Genomic DNA, 21,891 nt, shown 5'->3' on the forward strand with positions numbered 1-21,891 from the left:
CTGCGTTCACCACCTGAACCGGACACCCTCGCGATCCCTGACAGAAAACCGTTGTGACGTGACTCACCACATGGCGGCAAGGGGCTGGTGCGGCCCCTCGGCCGCCCACTGGCGCGTGATGCGCTCCAGCTTGTCGGGGTTGACCTGGATGTGGAGCGCACCGACGCGGCCGGGGGCCGTGTCGAGACAGATGACGCCGGCGACCTGCTCGCCGACCTGGATGAGCACGGCGGGGGCGCCGTTGACCACGGCGACATGGACGAGAGGGCTGCTCCCCGTGTACGCGCGCTTGGCCTCGTTCGGCCGGAACAGCCCCCGCACGTACCTCGCGATCCCGAGAGCGCCGATGACGGGCGTCCGGCGGGCCGAGACCCGGCCACCGCCGTCGGCGATGCTGACCGCGTCATCGGTGAGCAGCCGGATCAGCGGCTCGGTGTCACCGCTGAGCGCCGCCTCCAGGAACTCCTCGACGATCTTCCGCGCGGCGGCCGCGTCGACCTTGCCCCGCGACCGGTCCGCGCTGACGTGCTGCTTGGCCCGCCGGTAGATCTGCTGGCAGTTGGCCTCGGTGAGGTCGAGGATCTCGGCGATCTCCCGGTGCGAGTACGCGAACGCCTCCCGCAGTACGTACACCACGCGCTCGTTCGGCGACAGCCGCTCCATGAGGGTGAGCACCGCGAGCGAGACCGACTCGCGCTGCTCGGCGGTGTCGGCCGGACCGAGCATCGGGTCCCCGGCCAGCACCGGCTCCGGAAGCCACTCCCCCACATACGTCTCGCGCCTGGCCCGCGCCGAAGTGAGCTGGTTGAGGCAGAGGTTGGTGAGCACCTTGGTCAGCCACGCCTCGGGCGTCTCGATCCGTTCCCGGTCGGCCGCGTGCCAGCGCAGAAACGTGTCCTGCACGGCGTCCTCGGCGTCCCCGGCCGACCCGAGCAGCCGATAGGCGATGGCCTCCAGGCGCCCCCGGAACCCCTCGAACAGAGCGGCTTCGTACGTACTGATCGACATCGCCCCATGGTCGGCCATCCATGCAGGTCACGTCCATCTTTGGGGGGAGGGGGGATGGAGAAGGGTTATGAGCCTCGCGGGGGTCCTTTGCGGCATGCGCATGCCCGGACAGCCCCCAGCCAGCGGCAACCCCCTGACCGCACGGGTCTGGAACCGCTGTACGTCTCCAAGCTCACCCACTCCCTCGAACGCACCGAGCTCGTCGCCTACCTCACCGCCTCGCGGGAGACGGGCGAGCCGTTCGTCGGAAGGTTGCACGGCAGCCTGGGGCGAGCACCTTGGTCGAGTGCGTGCGCGGCATCAACTTTCCAGGACCGGCCGAGATGGCTCAGGCAGCGGAAGAGCTCTCGAACGGGTCCGGCGTGACGTGGACATAGCCGGCGGCGATGCCCGAGACCGCCTGCATCGGCGGTACCGCCCGGCAGGCGGAATCCGGTGCGGCAGCGCTCGGCCCCATGATGGAATCGACACGACAGCCGTAGTCCGGGCGGCTCGGCCGTACGGACTCGGATGCCGCCGGGACCGAGCCACGATCGTGAGGCACCAGCCGTCTTGAGCACAATGAAGCCGTCGTCGCCCTCCGTCTCCGCACGCATGAGCAGCCAACCCAGCAAGGACACGGCCGCCGAACTGCTGGTTCGGCGCCTCCTGCACCCAGCGGGCCTGCGCTACCGCGTGGAGTACCCGGTGCCAGGCATGGCGCGGCGCCGGATCGACGTGGCGTTCACCTCGGTCAAAGTAGCTGTCCTGATCGATGGATGCTTCTGGCACGGCTGCCCCGAACACGCAACGCAGCCAGTGGCGAACGCAGAGTGGTGGCGACAGAAGTTGGACCGCAACATGGCGCGTGACACGGAGACCACGGAACACCTCGTAGCGGCCGGCTGGGAGGTACTGCGCTTCTGGGAGCATGAAGCACCGGATGACGTGGCTCTCCGCATCGCGGCGGCGGTGGATCGGCGGAGGATCCAGCGGGGACTGGGGAGGAACCGGTGAGCGGACTGAGCTTTGTCGACGTGTGCTCGGGGGCAGGTGGACTCGCTCTGGGGCTGGAACGGGCGGGCTTCACGCCTCGACTCCTCCTGGACAACGAGTCGTCTGCCTGCGACACGCTCAAAGCCAACCGGCCGCACTGGAACGTGCTGAAGGCGGACCTTCTCGACTTCGACCCCGTGGATCATCCCGAGGTGTACGACGTCGATCTGCTGACAGCCGGTCTGCCCAGGGTGAGGTCGAGCGCGACCGTGACGCGCCAGTCCTCGGACGCCGAGTCGCGTCTCATCGAGGCGACCGCCTATCTGGTCCACGCAGTCCAACCACGTGCACTGATCATCGAGAACGTGCCCACCCTGGTGGACGAGGAGTCCTTGGCTCCCGTACGAGAGTTCCTCCGCGAGGAGCTGGAGCACCTCGGCTACGTACTGGCCTGGTTCACCCTGAACGCTTCCGACTTCGGAGTGCCCCAGCACCGCATGCAAGGCATCCTCGTGGCCGTCAAGCGGCAGTGGGCCGGTGCCTTCCGACCGCCCCGCCCCAGCGTCGACGAGTACGTGTCGGTCGGAGAGACGCTGGCGCCTTCGATGCGTTCCTGCGGCTGGCCGGACGCCGACCGTTGGGCGGCCCAGGCGACCAGTGTGGCACCTACCGTGGTCGGCGGATCCAAGACGCACGGCGGGCCCGACTTCGGACCGAGCGGCACAAAGGCCAAGTGGCGACGGATGGGGGTCTACACGAAGTCGTTCGGGAACGAGCCGCCCGGCCCCGACTTCAGATGGGATCCGTCACTCGGGGACGACGGACTGGTACGGATAACGGTGGACCAGACCGCCCTGCTCCAAGGCTTCCCCGAAGCCTGGGTGATCTCCGGCCTCAAGACCGCCCGGTACCGCCAGATCGGGCACGCGACCCCGCCGCCGGTCGGAGAGGCGCTGGGACGGGCCGTCGCCGAGGCCTTGAACGGGGATCCGCGACCGCCCGCGGCCGGCTAGACTTCCGCCACATGACCAGCTCGGCGCACCACCAGTCCATCCTCGACAAGCCCTTTGTCCTGGACCTCTTCGCAGGACCCGGAGGGCTGGACGTCGCTGGGAACGCGCTCGACATCCCGAGTCTCGGTATCGAGTGGGACAGAAGTGCGTGCCTCACACGATATGCGGCCGGGCTGGACACCCTTCACGCCGACGTGAGCGCGGTACGCAGGGATTCCTTCGAGGCCCTGCCGCCGGAGATCAACGTGCTCGCAGGTGGCCCTCCGTGCCAGACGTACTCGGTGGCCGGGCACGGCGCCGGACGCCAGGCCCTGGACCGGGTCAAGGAGTACATCGAACGGTTGATGGCGGGCGAGTCCGACCAGGCCATCGACAAGGACCTGAAAACCCTCCCCGATCCGCGCACTGCGCTGGTCCTCGAACCTCTCCGATACGCGATTCAGGCGACCAGGAGCCCGAATCGGGAGCACCGCCCGTACGACGTCATCGTCCTGGAGCAGGTCCCCGCAGTGGCCCCGCTCTGGGCGCACTACGCCAAGGTGCTGGAGGAGACGGGGCTCCCCGACGGGACCAAGTACAAGGTCGTCGTCGACGTCCTCGACACCGAGACCTACGGCGTGCCTCAGACACGATCCCGCGCGGTACTGATCGCTCGGCGTGACGGGCTCGGCGAACCCTCGCTCCCCGCGCCGACCCACCATTCCTATGAAGCGAAGGAATGGAACCGGAAGACCGGGACGACCGAGCCCGGCCAAGTGGCACCCCAGGCCCATCAGCCAACTCTCTACGAGGCCGCCACAGCGACGACGAGCGACGCGGACCCGCAGCCCTGGAGATCGATGCGGGATGCCCTGGCGCAACCGGTGGGCTCCCATCCGGGGCGCCCCCATCCCTTCCTCGTCCGCTCGAACTACGGCAGCTCCGGGATCCCGGGGAGGCGTGGAGTGCGGACCGATCAGCAGCCCGCCGCCACCGTCACGGGCCGCATCTCACGTTTCGTCGTCTTCGAGCACCTCGACGAGAACATCGTCTACGAGGGCCCGCGGTTCAGCATGAACGAGGCCGGGATGCTGCAGAGCTTCCCGCCGGACTATCCGTGGTCCGGTACGGCGCAGGCCCAGCAGGTGGGCAACGCCGTACCCCCCCTGTTCGGTGCACATCTGCTGGGCGCCGCTCTAGGCCTTCCCAAGCCGGACCCGGAGGCGTTGAGGAAGCCGTGGCAGTCGGCCACGAACGAACAGCGGGCCAAGTTGCGCAGCAGCGGCTGCGGGGCCCCCGATGCCTGCACCGACAAGTGCCCTCGCCCTGAGGACCAGGTGCCGCCCCCTTCCTCCGTGCGCCCTCGTAAGAGCAAGAAGGTGTCGGCGAAGTAGTCCGAGCACGGCCCGGGTCATTCCCCGCTCTTCCTGCCCCTGACCGGCGCAGTCTCGAACAGCTCCGCGAAGTAGCTGGTCAGCGCGGCCACGGATTCCTCAGGGACAGGGTCCTCATCGGGCCCGCTCGGCAGTTCGTACCGCTCGACCGGTGGCGCCGACTCCGCTTCGGCGATCCAATCCCGCAGTGGTGCGGGGTCGCGGGGCTGGTCCGGCGCCAGGATGTCGTAGATCAAGGTCGCTCCGGCCGCGTTGATCGCCACGCTGAGGCCGTTGATCTCTCGCCCGCCGGAGACCTGGCCGCTCTTCAGGAGACGGACCAAGGCCTGAGCGGTAGGACGGTGATCGATCAACTCACTCCGGAGCACGGTGTGGATGAGGTCCTGATTTCCGCAGGCGACCTCGACAGGCTCGTAGTCCGACCCGTTCCTGAAGAGTTCGGCCGCCCACCACAGGCGGGCGAAGCACTGACGGTCCGCGGGGCCACGGAAGCGTTCGGCGGCGATGCGTCTTTCCGGCCTGTTCGCCGTCGGCTCCGACAGGTGCCGCCAGACCACGTAGTCCGGGGCCACAGCCAGGGCGAGGTGGTTCCACAGACGCTTGTCCGCCGCTTCTCGTCGCGCCAGACGCAGCGTGGCATGGAGCCGTGGCGCGAGCCATGCGTCGGCTCGGGTGCGGTCCTCCTGGAACTCGAACATGGCGTCTTCCAGCAGGCTCCGGATCGGCTCGACCCACCACCTGGCGTCGTCCTCGGGGAGCGGCTCGACGACCTTGGCGAGATCGATCCCACCATGAACCTGTTCGCCTTTGAGAAGTTCCTCGGTGAGGAACGGATCGACGGCAGAGGTGGCGAGCAACCCCAGGCGCTCCGGCACATGGTTCGGTTGGGTGATCACGTCTCCCTCTCGCGGTTCATCTGTTCCAGACTGCGGATGACAAGGGCGAGCGCCTTGGTCGCATCGGCGCGGCGGATTGCCGCGTAATGGATACGCGTCTGTAGCTCCACCCAGCCCGACTCGCCGGTGCGCCGGCGGTGGACCTGCCGTAGGGCCTCCTCGACATGGACGCCCGGAATCACGTCCGGCAGCATCTCCCGCAGCACTTCGCCCTGCCAGTCGGTGGGGAAGACCGGCCTGCCATCGGGTTCCACCTCCAGATCGCCGATGGCACCGTGGAACACCGCGGTCCAGACATCGGTGGCCATCTGGGCGACCAGGAGGTCACGCACCTTGCTGTCCACACCCGAGCCATTGCTGTCCAGCAGGTCGATGACACCTTCGACATCGGTGTTGACGAACACGGTCGGAACTCTGGCCGAGGCCTCCACGATCCAGGGCGCGTCGGCGTAGGCCTGGAGCCACTCCCGGGAGCTTCTCTTGAAGGACGCCTTCTGAACGTCGAGTTGCAGTCCCCGGACGGGCTCGTCGGAGACCGTGTCGATGATCCAGCCTCGGTCGGTCTCGGCGATCGACCGTCCGCGTACCCCTTCCACTGTCCCGACGGCGTACACGGCGAGGGAGGCCCGACCCAGGTGATCGTCACGGAACACCTCCAGTGAGCCGGACCAGTCCCGGCTGTCCTCCGCGTCGGGCGTGAGCTTCGCAGAGGTACGGACATTGGTCTCGCCGTCCGTCAGTACGGCCAGGACACACAGATCCGACCAGGGCGCGTCCGGCGTGTTCGCCCCGGGAGGCAGCGTCGCCGAAAGACGGATCGTGGCGCTCACCCAGTCTCTGTGGCCCGCGATGCCGAGCGCGACAGCTTGCTGTTGGGTCGAGTACGCGCTGGTCTCCAACTGATCGCGGGTCCCGTCGGGGAGCTTGAGGGAGACCGAGGTCACTCTGAGCGCGACCGGCCGGTTGAGCCGCTTGTACGGATAGAACTTCACGCGTCACTCCCCCTTGCCGGCGCGGAGTTCGACCACGAGACGGGTGAGGGCGGTCCTGACCGGGTGGCTGGTGACGTCGGTGGTTCCTCGGAACTTCGCGTGCCTCGCGCCAGGTGTGAAGTAGAGCGTCCCGTCCGCCGCTTCGCAGCCTTCGACGCCCACCAGTTCCGCCCAGTCCAACCTGGGGCGGCCCCCGGATCGCACATCGAGCTGGGCCACCGGCACCATCGGGACGATCTCGTCGCCACGCGGGATGCTCACTTCACCGGTGATCTGCCACTCGCCGCCGTCGCCGACGGTCGCGTCGAGCCCGTCCAGGACCGGAACCACCGGGCCGGGGGGTGTCTTGGCCTTCGGTCGCGCTCGTACCGTCAACGCCCTGCGCAGGGCCTCACCACCCTCCCCGCTGCTGCGCTTCGGCCGTGCGACAAGCTCTTTCACCGCGTTGTTGGCCTCGGCGGTCAGCGCGTTGATCCGCCGGTACGCCGACGGTGACCAACGCAGTGTCAACTCTTCCGTCTGCCCCCAACGGTCGTGCTCGGGAGGTTCCGCCGCACGCAGGAATTCCTCGGCTTCCTTCGCGAAGGGAGCCGATTCACCTGCCGCCTCACCCACCAACAGCACGGCCTGAAAAGGAGTAGTGCTGTTCGGCAGTCTCGGGACCAGGGTCCTCCTGACGGTCATCCGATTGCCCCGCAGCGAGTGCATCCGGTTCTTCCCCCCGTCCTTGTCCCGCTCGGCATCGGTGACCAGCAGAACCGCTTGGTGTGTACCGAACGTCCCCCGGGCACCGCCGGACAGCGGCAGCTTCAGCGGGATGCTCCGCGCCGCCACCTGCCCGGCCTCGGTGAGACGATCCACCGTGGTGCCCTCGTAGTGCGCCCTCAGGGCACGGGTCCGGGAGGGCTGTTCGACAGACGGGTCCACCTGCTGCTCCGCCACGACCTCTTTGCCGTTCCGCAGGGCACGGACAGAGACCTCCAGGAGGGGGAGCTTGCCGCCCCCGCCGGTCATCGCGGCCCAGAAGTCACGCCCCAGCGCCTCGACCAGTCGGGCGTGCATCGCCTTGATGTCACGCGTGTCCTCATCTCTCTCGTCGTCGCCGGGGAACCCCTCGTCGGCTTCGGAGGAGTTCGCGGCGAGGCCGGCCACGTCGTGCGCGCCGACGATGAGGAAGGACGTACCGGGCTCGTCGTTCTCCCGGGTCAAATAAAGGTTCTCCACGGTCTCCTCGTCCGCCCACCAAGAGCGAGCGACCTTGGCACCCGGTGACTCGGGATCCGGGCGGCCGAACCACGCGGGGCCCGCGTACGACTCGCCGTCGACCTCGCGCCACGGCAGTTCGAGACGGCCGATGACCCGCCGCTCTCTCCGCCCTTCGTGAGGTACGGAGAGGGTTGAGTTGATCAGCACAAGCCCAAGAGAGCTGGTGGCCCACAGCGTCGCCTTGCCCAAGCCGTACGAACCGCCCGCGCCAGGACCGGACTTGAGGCTCTCCAGCTGTCGTCTGACCACTGCGGCGAACTTGCCGTCCCCGTAGTCGTCACCGATGAGCCCGGAGGCGTTGTAGTCGTCCACGCGCAGGAGGACCAGACGGCCCTTCTCGTACATGTCGCGCACCCCGGCGTCCACCACCCGTCCGACCTTCTGGTTACCGGCGGTCTCCGAGACGGCGGAGTAGTGCGGAAAGAGATCGTTCCAGAGGATCGCCTCGCGGAAGGCGTCCAGGGCTTCGCCGGTGAGCTCGTGCAGGGTGTAGCGGACCCTGACCGGGCGGCCGTTCTCCGTCAGCCGCTCGTCCAGGCTGTTCTGGCACGTCTCCCGAGCGAGGACCTGCACATCGGCGTCGAAGGCGAAAGCGGCGGCATTACCCAGGTCGCGGCCGCCGTCGGGGTAGCCGGAGCGGTGATACCAGCTGACGGGGAGGCCGGCCTGAGTATCGGTGGTGCGGGTGTGCACCGTACCCACGTCAGTGCCGAGCGCCTTGGCGATTTCCGTCATGACGGTCGGACGAGGAGTCGACCTGCCCGTGATCCACGCGGACACAGCGGCCCGGGTCAGCTTGAGCTCGTCAGCCAGTTCGGCCTGCGTCCTCCCGGCGAGCTTGAGCTGTCGGGCCAACCAGGGCCCGAACTCCTCACCTGTCTCCACGCGCCGCCTGCTCTCTCCTCGCAACCATGCCGATCGCATGGTGTGGACCCAGGCTAATTTGACAAACGCGACAGCGTCAACCACTAGTTGATCGCCCTCAATCCCCAACGTCTTTTCAGCCTGGTGTCCAAGTTGCCCCAAATAGTCGAGTATCAACGCGCCTGAACATCTTCGCCGAGCCATGGAGTGGCCAACTCCGTTTAGAGGGACCGGAGTTCGGGTTGCGCGTTCGAGTGCACAGCGGATAGGTTCGTTGACGATGGGGATCCCATCTCGCTTGCGAATCCCGAAATCGGGAAGGCCGGGCGACCGAGGGAGAAGTGCGCCCAAAATTCCGACCCCATTTAGCGACCGACGCCCCCGTAGGATTTCGACAGAGGAATTCCAGAAAAGGGGTGGCCTCACAACATTCCCACCCCCTAGTTTGATCCGGTAAACAAGTCTCACTCAAACCGTCGATTCCATTTCGCTCACACGGGGGACGCGTGCCCGAATACACCCCTGTGCGGTTAACAGGATGCAACCTGACAGGGGCAGTTCAGATGAATGAGCAGGACAGTGAGTCGCTGGAGTCGCTTCGGGATTCGAGTGCATTCGAGTTGGCGATCAAGGTGGCCGGAAGCAGGGGTGAGGTTCTGAGGATCCTTCACGAATACAACCTGTCCGAGAAGGATTTCACCAACGGGTTCCCTGTTCTGGCAAAGGTGGCTCAGGGGCTGCCGGACGTTCCGGGTGAGACCGCTCCCCCGGCCTGATCTGCACGTCACGAGCCCAGGCCTCGGCCTGAACAGCGACGCCTCCACCGTGAACCCTGCGCTCCACGAAGGCTTGTGGAGAACAACGCCCAGCGCCACGACGAACACGGGCCGGCCGGCCCCTCGTTCCCCCTTTCGTCCGGATCTCTGACACCCAGGAGCGCAGAAGCAGTGTCGCCATCGTCCTCTTCGGTTGTTCAAACCGTTCTCGAGCAGTCCTCGCGTGTCCTGCAGACTTACGCCGTGGACCCCGGTCTGGTATCGGAGCACGCCAATGGAGAGCGCCGTATCACCCAGGGCGGATACGGTGATCGTCAGCTCTTCGAGCTCGTTCAGAATGCAGCGGATGAAATGTCCGGCGAGTCGAGTGGGCGGGTCCACGTCATCCTGACGGAAACCCATTTGTACTGCGCGAACGAGGGCCGCCCGGTGACCTCGGAAGGCGCAGAGACGATCCTCCGGATGAGCATGTCGAAGAAGCGTGGCGGTCAGATCGGGCGTTTCGGGGTGGGCGTCAAATCGGTTCTCGTGGTGACGGACACACCGGAATTCTTCAGCAGCACCGGAAGTTTCGGGTTTGACCGAGCATGGTCGTACGAGCAGATCAGGGCCGTGCCCGGGGTGACGGAACGCTACGGCCCTGAGTTCGACGCCCCCGTGCTGCGGATGGCCCGTCCTTTGGACGTGCAGGCCGAGCGCGCTTCGGATCATGTCCTGAACGAGCTGCTGAACTGGGCCACCACCGTCGTACGCCTGCCTCTGCTCCCGAAGGCGGACGACCGCCTGGGCCGGGACATGCACGGTGGACGTGCCAAGGACCACGGCGAGCCCCGCGAGGAATTCCCGGTGGGCTTCCAGCTCTTCTCGCCGCACGTCGCAGAGGTCGTGCTGGAGGACCGCCGGCCACGGCCCATGGCCCGTCGGACACTCACAGCCCAGCAGACCGGCGATTTGCACACCGTAGTCGAGCAGCGGACCGGGAAGGCCGTCGCCACCGACCGGTGGCGCGTGTTCACCACCACCCACGAACCCGGTCCGAGTGCCCGCGCGGACGCCGGCGAACTGCACGGCCGGCTCTCACTCACCCTCGCCTGGGCCGTGCCTGCCCTGGAGAGGGACCCGGAGAGCGGCCTGTACATCAGCCCGCGGTCACGTGGGCGCGGCAAGTTCTGGTCCTTCTTCCCGACCAAGTACGAGATGTCGCTGAGCGGCATCCTCAACGGCGCCTGGAAGACGAACGAGGACCGCCAGAACCTCCTCGACTCCTCTCCCTTCAACCAGGAGATGATCCGGGTGTCGGCAAAGCTGGTCGTCGACTCCCTCCCGGTCCTGGCACCCGAAGAGGACCCTGCCGCCTATCTCCCGCTGCTGCCCGGACGGGTCAAGGAGGCGATCAGCTGGGCCGACGAGTTCCTGACCCGAGAGATCTGGGCCCGCACGGCGGACCGCCCGGCGTTGCCCGACCAGGACGGCGTCCTGCGCATCCCGACCACGTTGAGGATCCACCCCCGCCTCGACAGGGACCTGAAAAAACTGTCCAAGTGGCTGCGGATGTGGCACGACTGCCCCGAGCGCCCCTCGAACTGGCTTCACCCGAGTGCCGAGGCGGACGCCCTGCGCTCCGGAAAGGTCGAACACATCATCACGGCGGCCGGGCATGAGCGGGCTGATGTCCGGCAATGGCTGGAGGCTCTGGTCGAGAGCGGGACCCCGGAGGCGTCGGCGGTGGCCGTTCGTATCCTCGCGGACATGATCGAGAACCGCTCCCCCTACGCCGAAGAGGCCCGTAAGGCGCACATCGTGCTCACCGAGGAGCACGGCCTTGTCGCGCCCATGCACGGCAAGGTGTTCCGTCGTACGGCCCAGGGCGGCCTACGGGAGACCCTGGTGTACGTGGTCGACAAGCTCGCCCAGGACCCGTCGCTGGCTCACGCGCTCAACGTTCTGGGCATCCGGGAGGCCGATGTCGAGGGCCGGTTCGTCAGTGTCCTCGATCAGGGCTTCGACCACTACAGCGACTCGGACTGGGAGCGGTTCTGGGAGCTGTTCCGTCAGGCGGGGGTGCGTCGGCTCGCGCACAAAGTCCTGGAGAAGGTGCCCGCTCCCTGCTCCACGCTTCGAGTACGGACCACGGACGGTCGGTTCCGGCCGGTCGAGGACTGCATGCTGCCGGGGGTGGTGGCCGATGCGAAACGTGACCCGAGCATCGCTGTCGACATGGCGTTCCACTCCGACGACACTCCCTTCTTCTCGCAGGTCGGCCTGCGAGAACGACCGTCCGGTGGGGTCCGTCCCCGTGAAGACGAAGCCTGGTTCGTGGAGTACCGCGAAGCCGTCCATGCCGCCTACCTGCGGGGCCTGGACAGTCGCGCTCCGCGTCCTGCGCTGAGCCGGATGAAGGTCGAGGGCGCCGCAATCGGCGGTCCACTCCACCTCTTCCGCGCCCTCTCCGAGGAATCACGCGCCGCCTTCCTGAAAGTACTGCCCGACGACGCCGTGGTGGACAACTGGACGCGCCAGATCGGCACGCAGACCAGCACACGACAGGCCGTTCCCTCGCCGATCCGATGGATGCTGAGGAAATTCGGCACGATCGCCACCTCCCAAGGGATCAGGCCGCTCAAGGAGGCCGTCGGTCCCCAGCTCGCCCACTACCGAGACGTACTGCCGGTCGCCGACATCTCCCCCGAGAAGGCCCGCAGGCTGCGGCTGCCGACCACCGTCGACGAGGTCCCCGCCGACCGCTGGGACGCGCTCCTCGACGAGGTGACCCGCAGCGAGGACGACTCCTTCGTCGGCGCGACCTATGTGATGCTGACCCGATTCGGCGCGGACTTCCCCGAGGACTCCCTCACCCGTTGCCGGATCGGTGACACCTGGGGAACTCGGCCCGACAACGAGATCACCGTCGCCGTCGGGACCGCTCAGTACGAAGCGCTGCGCGCCGAGCAACTCCCGACGCTGCTCGTGCCGACCGCCGACGATGCCGAGCTGATGATCGAGAAGTGGGGCATGCTCCGCTACGCCGACGTGATCAGCCTGGAGACCCGTGAGGTACCCGAGGGCGACCCCGTGCCGCTGGTCGAGCTTTTCCCTGCCTTGCGGCAGCGCCTGAACAGCGGGAACCGGAACAGCATGGTGCAAAGGTGCAGCGAGCTGGAAGAGGTCACGCGTACGCCCAACGGCACGCGTGCCTCCTTCCTGGACGCCGTGCGCCAGGACAGCACCGTCAAGGTCCGAGTTCCTCTGGCCCCGGAGCCGATGCTGCGCCTGATCGACCGCGAACTCGGCCTGGGTCTCGGCGCCGCCGGTTGCCGTGCGGTGCTGGAGCACCAGGACCGTATGGCCCGGGACAGTGAGTTGAAGGCGGCGCAGAAGGCAGTGCGCGAGGCCACGGACGTGGTGACGAAGATCGAGCTGCTGATCGGCGCCGACGCACTCCGGGCCGGCCTCCCGGAAGGGCTGGTGGAGGCCGAACTCCAGGCGACCGACGGCGTGGAGCCGACCGGGCGCCGGATCGCGCAGATGGCGTTCAACGCACACGGTGACGGTGTGCTCCAACAGCATGCCCGGGACATCCAGGGACGCTACCCCCATGCCCCGGTCGCGTACGGAGGCTCGTCCGCGGCCATCGCGTTCGTCTCGGAGCTGAGGCTGCCGATCGCGTTCGCCGGGTCGAGGGCTCCGTCCCCACCGCCGTTCGAGACCGTCGAGGGCCCTCGGGACTTCCCGAGTCTCCACGCGTACCAGGAGGACCTGGTACGGAACATCTCCACCATGCTCGACCGATTGGCACCCCAGCGCGGCATGCTGTCGCTGCCGACCGGCGCCGGCAAGACCCGGGTCACCGCCGAGGCCGTGATCCGCTGGGTGAAGCGAGTCGGCGACCTCAAGGGTCCACTGCTGTGGGTCGCACAGACCGAGGAGTTGTGCGAGCAGGCCGTCCAGAGCTGGAAGTTCGTCTGGAGCAAGGTCGGCGCCGAACGTCCGCTCACCATCAGCAGGCTGTGGAGCACGAACGAGGTCGGGGACGTCGCCGACAACCCGCATCTGGTGGTCGCCACCGACGCCAAATTGGAACGGTGCCTGGGCACCGACCAGTACGCCTGGCTGCGTCAGGCCGCGCTGGTGATCGTGGACGAGGCTCACACCGCCATCTCCAAGCGATACACCGAGATCCTGAACCGGTTGGGGCTCACCCAGTACGAGACAGGACGCCATCTGCTCGGCCTTACCGCCACCCCCTTCCGGAACACCAACGAGGAGGAGACCCGCCGCCTGGTCGGACGCTTCGGCAATCGGCGACTCGATGAAGGAGTCTTCCCGTCGGGCGACCCTTATCGCGATCTCCAGGACTGGGGCATGCTCGCCCAGGTCGAGCACCGCACCCTCGAGGGCGGCCGAATCGAACTCACACAGGACGAAAAGACGCACGCCGACCGCATGGCCATGCTTTCCCGCTCTGCCGAACAGCGACTCGCCGACGACCACACGCGCAGTCGTCGCATCGTCGACTCGGTGGCCGACCTGCCGCACGACTGGCCGACGTTGCTCTTCGCCACCTCCGTCGACCACGCCAAGTACCTGGCGGCCATGCTGAACGACCGGGGCGTGCCGTCCGCTGCGGTGGACTCGACGACCAGTGCACAGGACCGTCGCACTCGCATCGAGAACTTTCGACGCGGCCGTGTCCGGGTGCTCGCCAACTACGGTGTCCTTGCCCAGGGATTCGACGCGCCGGCCACTCGTGCCGTGGTCGTGGCCCGGCCGGTCTACAGCACCAACGTCTACCAGCAGATGATCGGTCGCGGATTGCGCGGGCCGTTGAACGGCGGCAAGGACAGCTGTCTGATCCTCAATGTCAGCGACAACATCGCCAACTTCGACACCCACCTCGCCTTCACCCAGTTCGAGCACCTCTGGAGCCGGAAGTGAGCGACATCTACCAGGGCAGCCCTCCGCTCACCGACGAACAGCTGGCCGTGGTTGAACAGCCCTGGGATGCCCGTGTACTGGTCACGGCCGGCGCCGGCGCCGGCAAGACCCACACCCTGGTTCGCCGGCTCGACGCGCTGTGCGGCCACGAGGACCCCGAACAGGCGCTGGAAGCCTCCGAGATCCTGGTGCTCACCTTCTCCCGGGCCGCAGCCCGGGAGCTGCGCGAACGGATCTCCCGGCATGGGGAACGAGCCCACCGTGTGCGCGCCCGCACCTTCGACGCGTGGGCCTACGAGGTGCTGCTCCAGGCCCATCCGGACGGCGAATGGGGGGTGGTCGGCTTCGATGAGCGGATCGCCGCCGCGACCCGTGCGATCGAGAAAGGCGCGCTGGAGATGGGCGACGCGGTCCCACCCGCCCATGTCGTGATCGATGAGGTGCAGGACCTGCTGAGTGGCCGCCGTGAACTGGTGGAGACGCTTCTCGACCGGTACCAGGACACCTGCGGCTTCACCGTCGTCGGCGACGCGGCCCAGTCGTTGTACGGCTTTCAGATCGAGGACCCGGTCGAACGCGTCGACGAGACCGGCCGGTTCTTCGACTGGCTACGTTGCTCATACCCCGATGACCTGGTGGAGCTGCACCTCACACGAAACTTCCGCGCCGGCACCACTGAGGCCCGGGTGGCGCTGCCACTCGGCCCCCGACTCCAGCGGCTGAGCGATCCGGCCGAGGCGGGAAGGCTCTACGAAGAGCTTCGCGACCTCCTTCTGGATCCGGCAAACGGCATGGGCGGCCTCGATGACGAGTTCACCCTGGACGGTCTGCGGGACCTCTCGGACACATGCGCCGTCCTCACTCGCGACAATCAGCAGGCCCTCGTGGTCTCCGACCTGCTGTACACGCACGGCATCGACCACGGGCTACGGCGACCGCTGGAGGAGCGTCCGGTGCCGTACTGGGTGGCCGAGTTGCTTCGCCGGACGGAGGCGTCCGTCCTCCCCGAGGACAGGTTCCACGCTCTTCTCGGGGACGTCCCTCTTCCGTACGAACCCGATGTCGCCGCCCTGTGGACAGTGCTCCGTCGGGTCGCTCGCGGAGCGGGGCGCGGAGTGCTCGATCTGGACCGCTTGCGCCGATTGATCGCCGACGGCAGGTTTCCGGACGACGCAGCCGACCCGGAGGCCGCCCGCATCATGGTGTCGACGGTGCACCGGGCCAAGGGCCTGGAGTTCGACCGGGTGATCGTCCTGACACCACCGACCGTCGCCGCACTGCGCAAGCGGTACCAGGACGAGATGGATCTGCCCGCCGAGACCCGCGCGCTCTACGTGGCGATGACACGCGCCCGCCAGGACCTGTACCACGTGAGCCCCCCCGAACTGCCGCTCTTCAAAACGGTGGGGGGCCGACGCAACGGCCGTCGTTACCTCGGCTCGTGGCGGTCGTACGACCGGTACGGGATCGTCGCCGAACCGGTGGACGTGAGCCGCGACGACCCACCCGGCCAGACTACGGACGCCGTCGCCACCCAGGTGTATCTCCTGGAAAAGGTCCGTCCTGGCCAGGAGGTGTTGCTGCGCAGGCGCCACGACCTGCCGATGGGCGAGGCGGAGAGCCCGCCGTACGCCCTGTTGCACGCGGGGCGGGAGATCGGCGAGGCGTCGCGGAGGTTTCGCGAGGAGTTGTTCCAGGTCCAGAAAGTAAACCGCACCTGGGACCCTTGGTGGCCCGACGAAATCCACGGCTTGCGGATCGACACACTGGAGACCGTGACAGGCAGCACCGCCGCCGGCGCCAACGCCGGTCTCGGAGAGCGAGGCGTGTGGATCTGCCCTCGACTCACCGGAATCGGTCGGTACCGGAGAGCCGACGACCACGAGGAGCGACGCGCATGACGCAGGTGGCAGGCCGACACTCCGAGCACTACCGGGTCCGGGACGAGGAGCTCCTGGCGGGCCTCCGCCGTGAGCTCCTCGGCCCCGCCGACGATGCCGTGCCGGACGACCGGGGCGAGGTGCTCACCCAGGACGCCCCGATCGACCGGTACCTCACCGGCGTGCTGTATCCGCGCGCCGCGGACAGGGCCGCGAAGGAGCATCAGGACGACCGGGCGGAAGAACAGCAGGGCCTGGACGCCGCCCCTCTGCTCACCCGGGAGGAAGTCGAGGACTCCGGCACCGCGCAGGACATCGGCGCCTCGGGGGACAGGCGCCCCTCCTCCATGGGTCTCACCTTCGCGGTCCTCCCGGCCATAAGCCGTTCGATCGTGATCTCGACCCGCGCGGCCGTCTACGAGCCCACCGACGCCGATGGCAGACGCGTCCCGGCCCGCCGCGCCGAGGCCCGTACCACTGCTGACCAGAGAGAGTGGTGGCAGCGCAAGGTACTTGCCCTTCCTGATCGAACCATCGACGTGACCGAGCCGGATCCGAGGAAGTCGATCCCGCTCTCCCCCGAAGCCTCCTTGCACGTCAACGTCCGGCCTCTCGATCAGAACACCGGCACGGTCACGGTCACGGTCACGTTGATCAACAGTCAGAAGGTCGGAGAAGGGGATCTCCAGGACGCCTTCTCTCTGTTCCAGTGCGGTCTGACGGTCCGGGCCGCCGACGGCTCCACCGCGTTCGTCGAGCGCCCCGCCCCGGCGGCCGACCATGACCCGGAGATCGCCACGAGCCGCTTGCTGCACCGCCACGCCCCGACCTTCGCGGTCGGCCACGGCTGCGCCGCCGAGTGGGACTGGACTCCGCAGCCGATCGGTATGACCGAAGCCGAGACGCCTGCCGTCCCGGAGGTGCGGAGTCAGTTCGTACCCACCGTGGAGGTTCTGCTCACCGACTCCAACCCGGAGATCGACAGTTCGGCGCTGTCCATGCTGAGGCTGGCCGAGCAGCCCGATGCCGAGGTCCTGGCCGCTCTGGAAGGACTCGCCACGGGTTACGAGCACTGGATCGACAGCAAGTCGGCCGAGGCGGAGGCGCTGACGGGCGGCCGCCACGAGAAGCCTGCGCGGGAGCAGGTGACGGCCTGCCGCGAGGCGCTCGACCGCATCCGTGAGGGTATCGAGCTGCTGCGGACCAAGCCCGATCTCATGCACGCGTTCCGTCTCGCGAACCGCGCCATGGCAGACCAGCGTGCCCGCAGTAAATGGGTGAAAGACGGACGCGTCGGGGCCCCCGACCCGGCCGCCGGCCACTGGCGCCCCTTCCAGATCGCGTTCGTGCTGCTGTGCCTCGCCGGCATCGACGACCGCGAACACCATGACCGGCAGCTCGCCGACCTGCTGTGGTTCCCCACCGGTGGCGGCAAGACGGAGGCCTACCTCGGGCTGATCGCCTTCACGTCGTTCCTGCGTCGGATCCGCAAGGGCGCAGGCGGTGTCACGGTCCTCATGCGCTACACACTGCGGTTGCTCACTCTCCAGCAGTTCGAGCGGGCGGCGATCCTGCTCTGCGCCATGGAGCGCATGCGGCGCCGGACACCCGAGTTGGGCCATGAGGCGTTCTCCGTCGGCATGTGGGTGGGGCGTTCCGCTACCCCCAATACGCTGGCCGTGGCAGGCCTGAAGCTCGATGAGCTACGACGGAATCTCGACAAGCGCCTCGCAACCGAGAATCCCGTCCAACTTCATGCCTGCCCCTGGTGCGGGACCCGCCTGGACGCACGGGACTACGAAGCCGACGAGGATGCCAAGCGGATGCACGTCCGATGCTCCGGCGCGGACTGCGACTTCAACGACGGCCTGCCTGTCCATCTGATCGACGAAGCTGTGTACGACGCACGGCCGACCCTGGTGATCGCCACCGTCGACAAGTTCGCGTCGATGCCCTGGCGCCCGGCGACCTCTGCGCTCTTCAACCGTGACGACGACCCGGAGGGCGGCACCCCTCCACCGGAGCTGATCGTCCAGGACGAACTCCATTTGATCTCCGGACCATTGGGCACACTGACGGGTCTCTACGAGACTGCCGTGGACGCACTTGCCGACCGGCCCAAGGTGATCGCTTCCACAGCGACCATCCGTCGGGCCGCCGATCAGGGTCGCCACCTCTTCGCCCGCGAGGTGCGGCAGTTCCCGCCCGCCGGTCTGGACGCCCGTGATTCGTGGTTCGCGGTCGAGGCCCCACGCGAGGAGAAGGCGAGCCGCCGCTACGTCGGCCTCCTGGCGCCGGGCACCAGCCAGTCCACCCTCCTGATCCGCACGTACGCCACCCTGCTGCACCGAGCCAAACAGGCGAGGACTGAGGACCAGGTGCGCGACGCGTACTGGAGTCTCGTCGGCTACTTCAACAGCCTTCGACTGCTGTCCGCCGCAGAACTCCAGGTCCATGATGACGTAGTGGCCTATTTGGAGATGCTCGCCGAGCGCGAGGGGGTGGAAGTCCGCTCGGTCGCCCATTACTCGGAGCTGACGAGTCGTATCGACGCCAGCGAGATCCCCGCCCGTCTCAAGGGCATCGAGAAGCGGCTGCCCGGTGATGACACGGTGGACGTCCTCCTGGCCACCAACATGATCGCGGTCGGCGTGGACGTGGACCGCCTCGGCCTCATGGCCGTGATGGGCCAGCCGCAGACGACCGCCGAGTACATCCAGGCCACCAGCCGTGTCGGCCGCGCGCACCCCGGGCTGGTCACAGTCATGCTCAACGCGGCCCGGCCCCGGGACCGTTCCCACTACGAGAGCTTCCAGCACTTCCACTCGGCCCTGTACCGCGAGGTCGAGTCCACCTCCGTCACCCCGTTCTCCGCCCGGGCCCGCGACCGGGGCCTGCACGCGGTGATCGTCGCCCTCGCCCGCATCATGATTCCGGCCGCTCGACCCAATGAGGGAGCCGGCCAGGTCGAGTCGTACGAACATGTGCTCCGGGGACGCATCAAGTCGATCCTCCTGGGGCGGGTGGAGGCGGTCACGAGAGAGGAGACCGGCGCCGTGTCGCGGGCCTTCGACGAGTTCGTCGAGTGGTGGTGCGCCGAGGCCGACATCCACAACGGTTTGCTGTTCGAACCTCAGAGGGGCAGCCGTACCCCTTCGCTCCTGAAGGCGTACGACGACGAGTCACGGGACGCCGAGGCATATCCCACGTTGTGGAGCCTGCGCGATGTCGACGCCGAGACCGTGCTTTTCATGGAGGGAAACCGATGACCCCGCCCCCCGCCCGCCGTCGCCGGGCAGGCGCGAACGGCGCCACTCCTGCCCATAACTTTCCGCGGCGCGGTGCGGTCCGTCGCGCCCAGGCGATCACCACGTACGGCGTGGGGTCTCTCATCGCCGTCGACCAGGAGTCCTTCATCGTCTCGGGACTCGACGAAGCTGAACAGAGCTGGAGCCGTGACGAGTCCCCACGGATCCACGAGCGGCGCCTGGCCCGAGTGCTGGAGGTCGACTACTTCCGGCTGCCACCCGCTTCCGACGACACCAGCAAGGACGGTCTCCGGGTCCGACGATTCCCCTTGATGCACTCCTGCCCCGAGTGCAACGACCTGCAACGACACCGCGACTTCAACCCGCCCAGCGGGCGAAGCGTCTGCGGTACGTGCGAGGTCGACCTGGTCCCCTCCCGCTTCGTCGTCGCGTGTGAAGCCGGCCACCTCGGCGAGTTCCCGTACTGGCAGTGGGTCCATCGCACCACGGACCGTGGTGCGACGTCGGTGGGGCAGTGCGGGGGGAAGCTCAAGATGCGGACGACCGGGCGCACTTCCTCGCTCCGCTCCATCCTCGTCTCCTGCACGTGCGGGCAGGCCCCCGAGGTCTCGATGGAGGGCTCCTTCCGCAGGCAGGCACTCAAGGACCTGGGCCTCAAATGCCAAGGCACCCGTCCCTGGCTCGGTTCGTCCACCCCGGCGCCGGGGTGTGGGCTTCCGCTGCGCACCTTGCAGCGCGGTTCGTCGGCGGTGTGGCGACCGGTACTGAAGTCGGCGCTCTCCATCCCGCCGTGGAGCGACGGCCGCTCGGATCCGCTCGCCGAACACTGGGCAGCACTCCGTGAGTACGACGCGCCCGAGCAAGTCGAGATCTACCTCAAAGGCGCTTTCAAGGGAAAGTGTCCGATACCGCTGGACGAGGTGATGGCACTCCTCGACGCGGAGCGCGAGGAGGATCCCGACAGTGAGTCGGCCCCCACCTTCGACCACCGCTACCGCGCGCTGCGCAACAAGGAGTACGAACGGCTCCGCGCGGGCAACGACGAGAGCGGGCACTCCCGTGACGAGCAGTTCGTCTGTGAAGCCCCGCTGGGCGACCAGAGCATGCTCGACCCGCTAGGCGTCACCGGTCCGATGCTGGTCAAGAAGCTTCGCGAGGTGCGCGCCCTCAAGGCGTTCACCCGGCTCGTCGACGCCGAGTCGATGACCGCCTCGACGGAGATGCCGCTGTCGGAACGCTCGCTGCGCTGGCTACCGGCGATGGAGGTACGGGGTGAGGGAGTCTTCCTCCGCTTGGACGAGGCCCGACTGGGTGCCTGGGAAAAGACCGTGGCGGTGGCGGCCCGGGTCGAGCGAATGCGTAGCGCCCACCAGCGCGTGCTCGAGCAGCGGATCGATGACCCGAGCATGGTCGTACCCTCTCCCGCCACCCCTCGCATGGTGCTGCTGCACACGCTGGCCCACGTCCTCATCAACGAGTGGAGCCTGGAGGCGGGGTACCCGGCCGCAGCCCTGCGCGAGCGCCTGTACGCCGCCGACGACATGGCCGGGGTGCTCGTCTACACGGCGACGAGCGACTCCGCGGGCAGCTTGGGTGGTCTGGTCGCCCAAGGTGAGCCGGAGGCACTCGGTCGTGCGGTGCGTTCGGCCGTCCGCCGTGCCGAGTGGTGTTCCTCGGACCCGCTCTGCATGGAGACCGAGGCGTCCGGTGTCGACGGAATCAACCTCGCGGCCTGCCACGCCTGCGTGATGCTGCCGGAGACGAGTTGCGAGCACAACAACATCCTGCTGGACCGCGCCCTGCTCGTCGGTACCCCCGACAACCCACGCCTCGGGTACTTCGGAGGTCTCCTGGGACAGTGACGTCGAACCTTCCGCAATGGCGTCGAGGGTGATCCGACACGTGCCGCTCTCCCGGTTTCAGGGCCTGAGAAACCACCGGCAGGCTCCACAGATCGTGCGGGCGCAGCCCGGAGCGTCAAGGCGCTCACTTGCGCGATCCGCTCTGCATCCGCCCCCGCGGACCACCGTCTCAGCCGACCGGCCCTGAGCGAGGCCGCGATCCCCTGGCGCGCCCTCGGCGTCCATACCGAAGGCGCCGTCACGGAGGTGGTCACCTGGGGCTTCTCTGAGCCTCCTTCGGGATTCGAACCTGAGACCTACGCATTACGAGTTGTCGGGTCCTAGTCGGCTGGCATCCCTGAATGTCCGCCATGGGGGGGGCTCCCGCGCCAGTTCAGGACCGCTGCACACATCGGCGGACGTCGACGGCTCGGCGCGGAATGACGGGCGACTGAGACCACCGGTGAGACCACCAGCTCCCGAGGGGCTTCCCCACGGGGACTTCACGCGCCATCCGACTACGGGTGCGACTGACGCCACGCACGGTCGTGACCCGATCACCAAATTAGTGTTCTAGGATTCCCCCCTGCCAGCAGCAACAGGTCTGGTTCATCCACATAGCCGGACCCGATCTCCGTTATGCCTAGCCATTGCCTTGGTGCGGGCCTATTTCCCACCGCACGAAAAGCGCTTCGCAATTTCCGCAAGACATGCCAGGCACGCAAGGGCCCGACCGCTGGAGACGGGGGATGCACCAGCGGTCGGGCTGTGGCCAACAGTAACAACGCTGCTGGGCTGCGGGA

General features: G+C 67.7%; 12 protein-coding genes. 8 read left to right on the forward strand and 4 right to left on the reverse strand.

The genetic code is table 11. The annotated features are described in order from the left end of the window. Positions 1 to 63: 63 nt before the first annotated feature. A complete protein-coding gene (locus tag ABD236_RS25750; protein ID WP_344077347.1) occupies positions 64 to 1,008 on the reverse strand; it encodes an RNA polymerase sigma-70 factor in 945 nt (314 codons plus the stop codon). Between the two features lie 594 nt (positions 1,009 to 1,602). Between ABD236_RS25750 and ABD236_RS25755 the strand changes: the two genes are divergently transcribed. The 3 genes from ABD236_RS25755 to ABD236_RS25765 are packed head-to-tail and all read left to right on the forward strand — an operon-like array spanning position 1,603 to position 4,369. After that, the gene (locus ABD236_RS25755; protein WP_344077349.1) at positions 1,603 to 2,004 is read left to right on the forward strand and encodes a very short patch repair endonuclease; all 402 of its coding nucleotides are present in this window, start codon (positions 1,603 to 1,605) and stop codon (positions 2,002 to 2,004) included. Continuing rightward, positions 2,001 to 2,996, forward strand: coding sequence for a DNA cytosine methyltransferase (locus tag ABD236_RS25760; RefSeq protein ID WP_344077351.1), 996 nt, complete (start codon positions 2,001 to 2,003; stop codon positions 2,994 to 2,996). Before ABD236_RS25755 ends, ABD236_RS25760 begins: the two co-directional genes overlap by 4 nt. Before the next feature lie 11 nt (positions 2,997 to 3,007). After that, on the forward strand, positions 3,008 to 4,369 hold the full coding sequence (locus ABD236_RS25765; protein WP_344077353.1) for a DNA cytosine methyltransferase: 1,362 nt from the start codon (positions 3,008 to 3,010) through the stop codon (positions 4,367 to 4,369). 17 nt (positions 4,370 to 4,386) lie between these two features. Here ABD236_RS25765 and ABD236_RS25770 read toward each other — a convergent pair whose 3' ends face one another. The 3 genes from ABD236_RS25770 to ABD236_RS25780 are packed head-to-tail and all read right to left on the reverse strand — an operon-like array spanning position 4,387 to position 8,408. Next, positions 4,387 to 5,265 (reverse strand): DUF6339 family protein, encoded by an 879-nt coding sequence (locus ABD236_RS25770; RefSeq protein ID WP_344077355.1) that lies wholly within the window; start codon positions 5,263 to 5,265, stop codon positions 4,387 to 4,389. Continuing rightward, positions 5,262 to 6,257, reverse strand: coding sequence for a hypothetical protein (locus tag ABD236_RS25775; protein ID WP_344077357.1), 996 nt, complete (start codon positions 6,255 to 6,257; stop codon positions 5,262 to 5,264). Before ABD236_RS25775 ends, ABD236_RS25770 begins: the two co-directional genes overlap by 4 nt. A gap of 3 nt (positions 6,258 to 6,260) precedes the next feature. Further along, a complete protein-coding gene (locus ABD236_RS25780) occupies positions 6,261 to 8,408 on the reverse strand; it encodes a helix-turn-helix transcriptional regulator (RefSeq protein ID WP_344077527.1) in 2,148 nt (715 codons plus the stop codon). A gap of 542 nt (positions 8,409 to 8,950) precedes the next feature. On the opposite strand from ABD236_RS25780, the gene ABD236_RS25785 reads away from it, so the two are divergent. The 5 genes from ABD236_RS25785 (at position 8,951) to drmB (ending at position 21,109) form a co-directional block, all read left to right on the forward strand. Next, a complete protein-coding gene (locus tag ABD236_RS25785) occupies positions 8,951 to 9,163 on the forward strand; it encodes a hypothetical protein (protein ID WP_344077358.1) in 213 nt (70 codons plus the stop codon). A gap of 171 nt (positions 9,164 to 9,334) precedes the next feature. After that, entirely contained in the window at positions 9,335 to 14,098 is a 4,764-nt protein-coding gene (locus ABD236_RS25790; RefSeq protein ID WP_344077359.1) for a DEAD/DEAH box helicase, read from the forward strand. After that, the gene (locus ABD236_RS25795; protein WP_344077361.1) at positions 14,095 to 15,999 is read left to right on the forward strand and encodes a UvrD-helicase domain-containing protein; all 1,905 of its coding nucleotides are present in this window, start codon (positions 14,095 to 14,097) and stop codon (positions 15,997 to 15,999) included. The genes ABD236_RS25790 and ABD236_RS25795 overlap by 4 nt, the downstream gene beginning before the upstream one ends. Next, positions 15,996 to 19,247 (forward strand): helicase-related protein, encoded by a 3,252-nt coding sequence (locus ABD236_RS25800; RefSeq protein WP_344077363.1) that lies wholly within the window; start codon positions 15,996 to 15,998, stop codon positions 19,245 to 19,247. Before ABD236_RS25795 ends, ABD236_RS25800 begins: the two co-directional genes overlap by 4 nt. Continuing rightward, positions 19,244 to 21,109, forward strand: coding sequence for a DrmB family protein (gene drmB / locus ABD236_RS25805; RefSeq protein ID WP_344077365.1), 1,866 nt, complete (start codon positions 19,244 to 19,246; stop codon positions 21,107 to 21,109). Before ABD236_RS25800 ends, drmB begins: the two co-directional genes overlap by 4 nt. Positions 21,110 to 21,891 lie beyond the last annotated feature (782 nt).

This window comes from Streptomyces crystallinus (assembly GCF_039521265.1).
In the GTDB taxonomy this organism is placed as follows: domain Bacteria; phylum Actinomycetota; class Actinomycetes; order Streptomycetales; family Streptomycetaceae; genus Streptomyces; species Streptomyces crystallinus.

What these genes read in the sequence shown, in the direction of transcription:
- ABD236_RS25750 (WP_344077347.1), bottom strand. Translation starts at nt 1,008, where the DNA reads ATGTCGATCAGTACGTACGAAGCCGCTCTGTTCGAGGGGTTCCGGGGG.
- ABD236_RS25765 (WP_344077353.1), top strand. Translation starts at nt 3,008, where the DNA reads ATGACCAGCTCGGCGCACCACCAGTCCATCCTCGACAAGCCCTTTGTC.
- ABD236_RS25755 (WP_344077349.1), top strand. Translation starts at nt 1,603, where the DNA reads ATGAGCAGCCAACCCAGCAAGGACACGGCCGCCGAACTGCTGGTTCGG.
- drmB (WP_344077365.1), top strand. Translation starts at nt 19,244, where the DNA reads ATGACCCCGCCCCCCGCCCGCCGTCGCCGGGCAGGCGCGAACGGCGCC.
- ABD236_RS25785 (WP_344077358.1), top strand. Translation starts at nt 8,951, where the DNA reads ATGAATGAGCAGGACAGTGAGTCGCTGGAGTCGCTTCGGGATTCGAGT.
- ABD236_RS25800 (WP_344077363.1), top strand. Translation starts at nt 15,996, where the DNA reads ATGACGCAGGTGGCAGGCCGACACTCCGAGCACTACCGGGTCCGGGAC.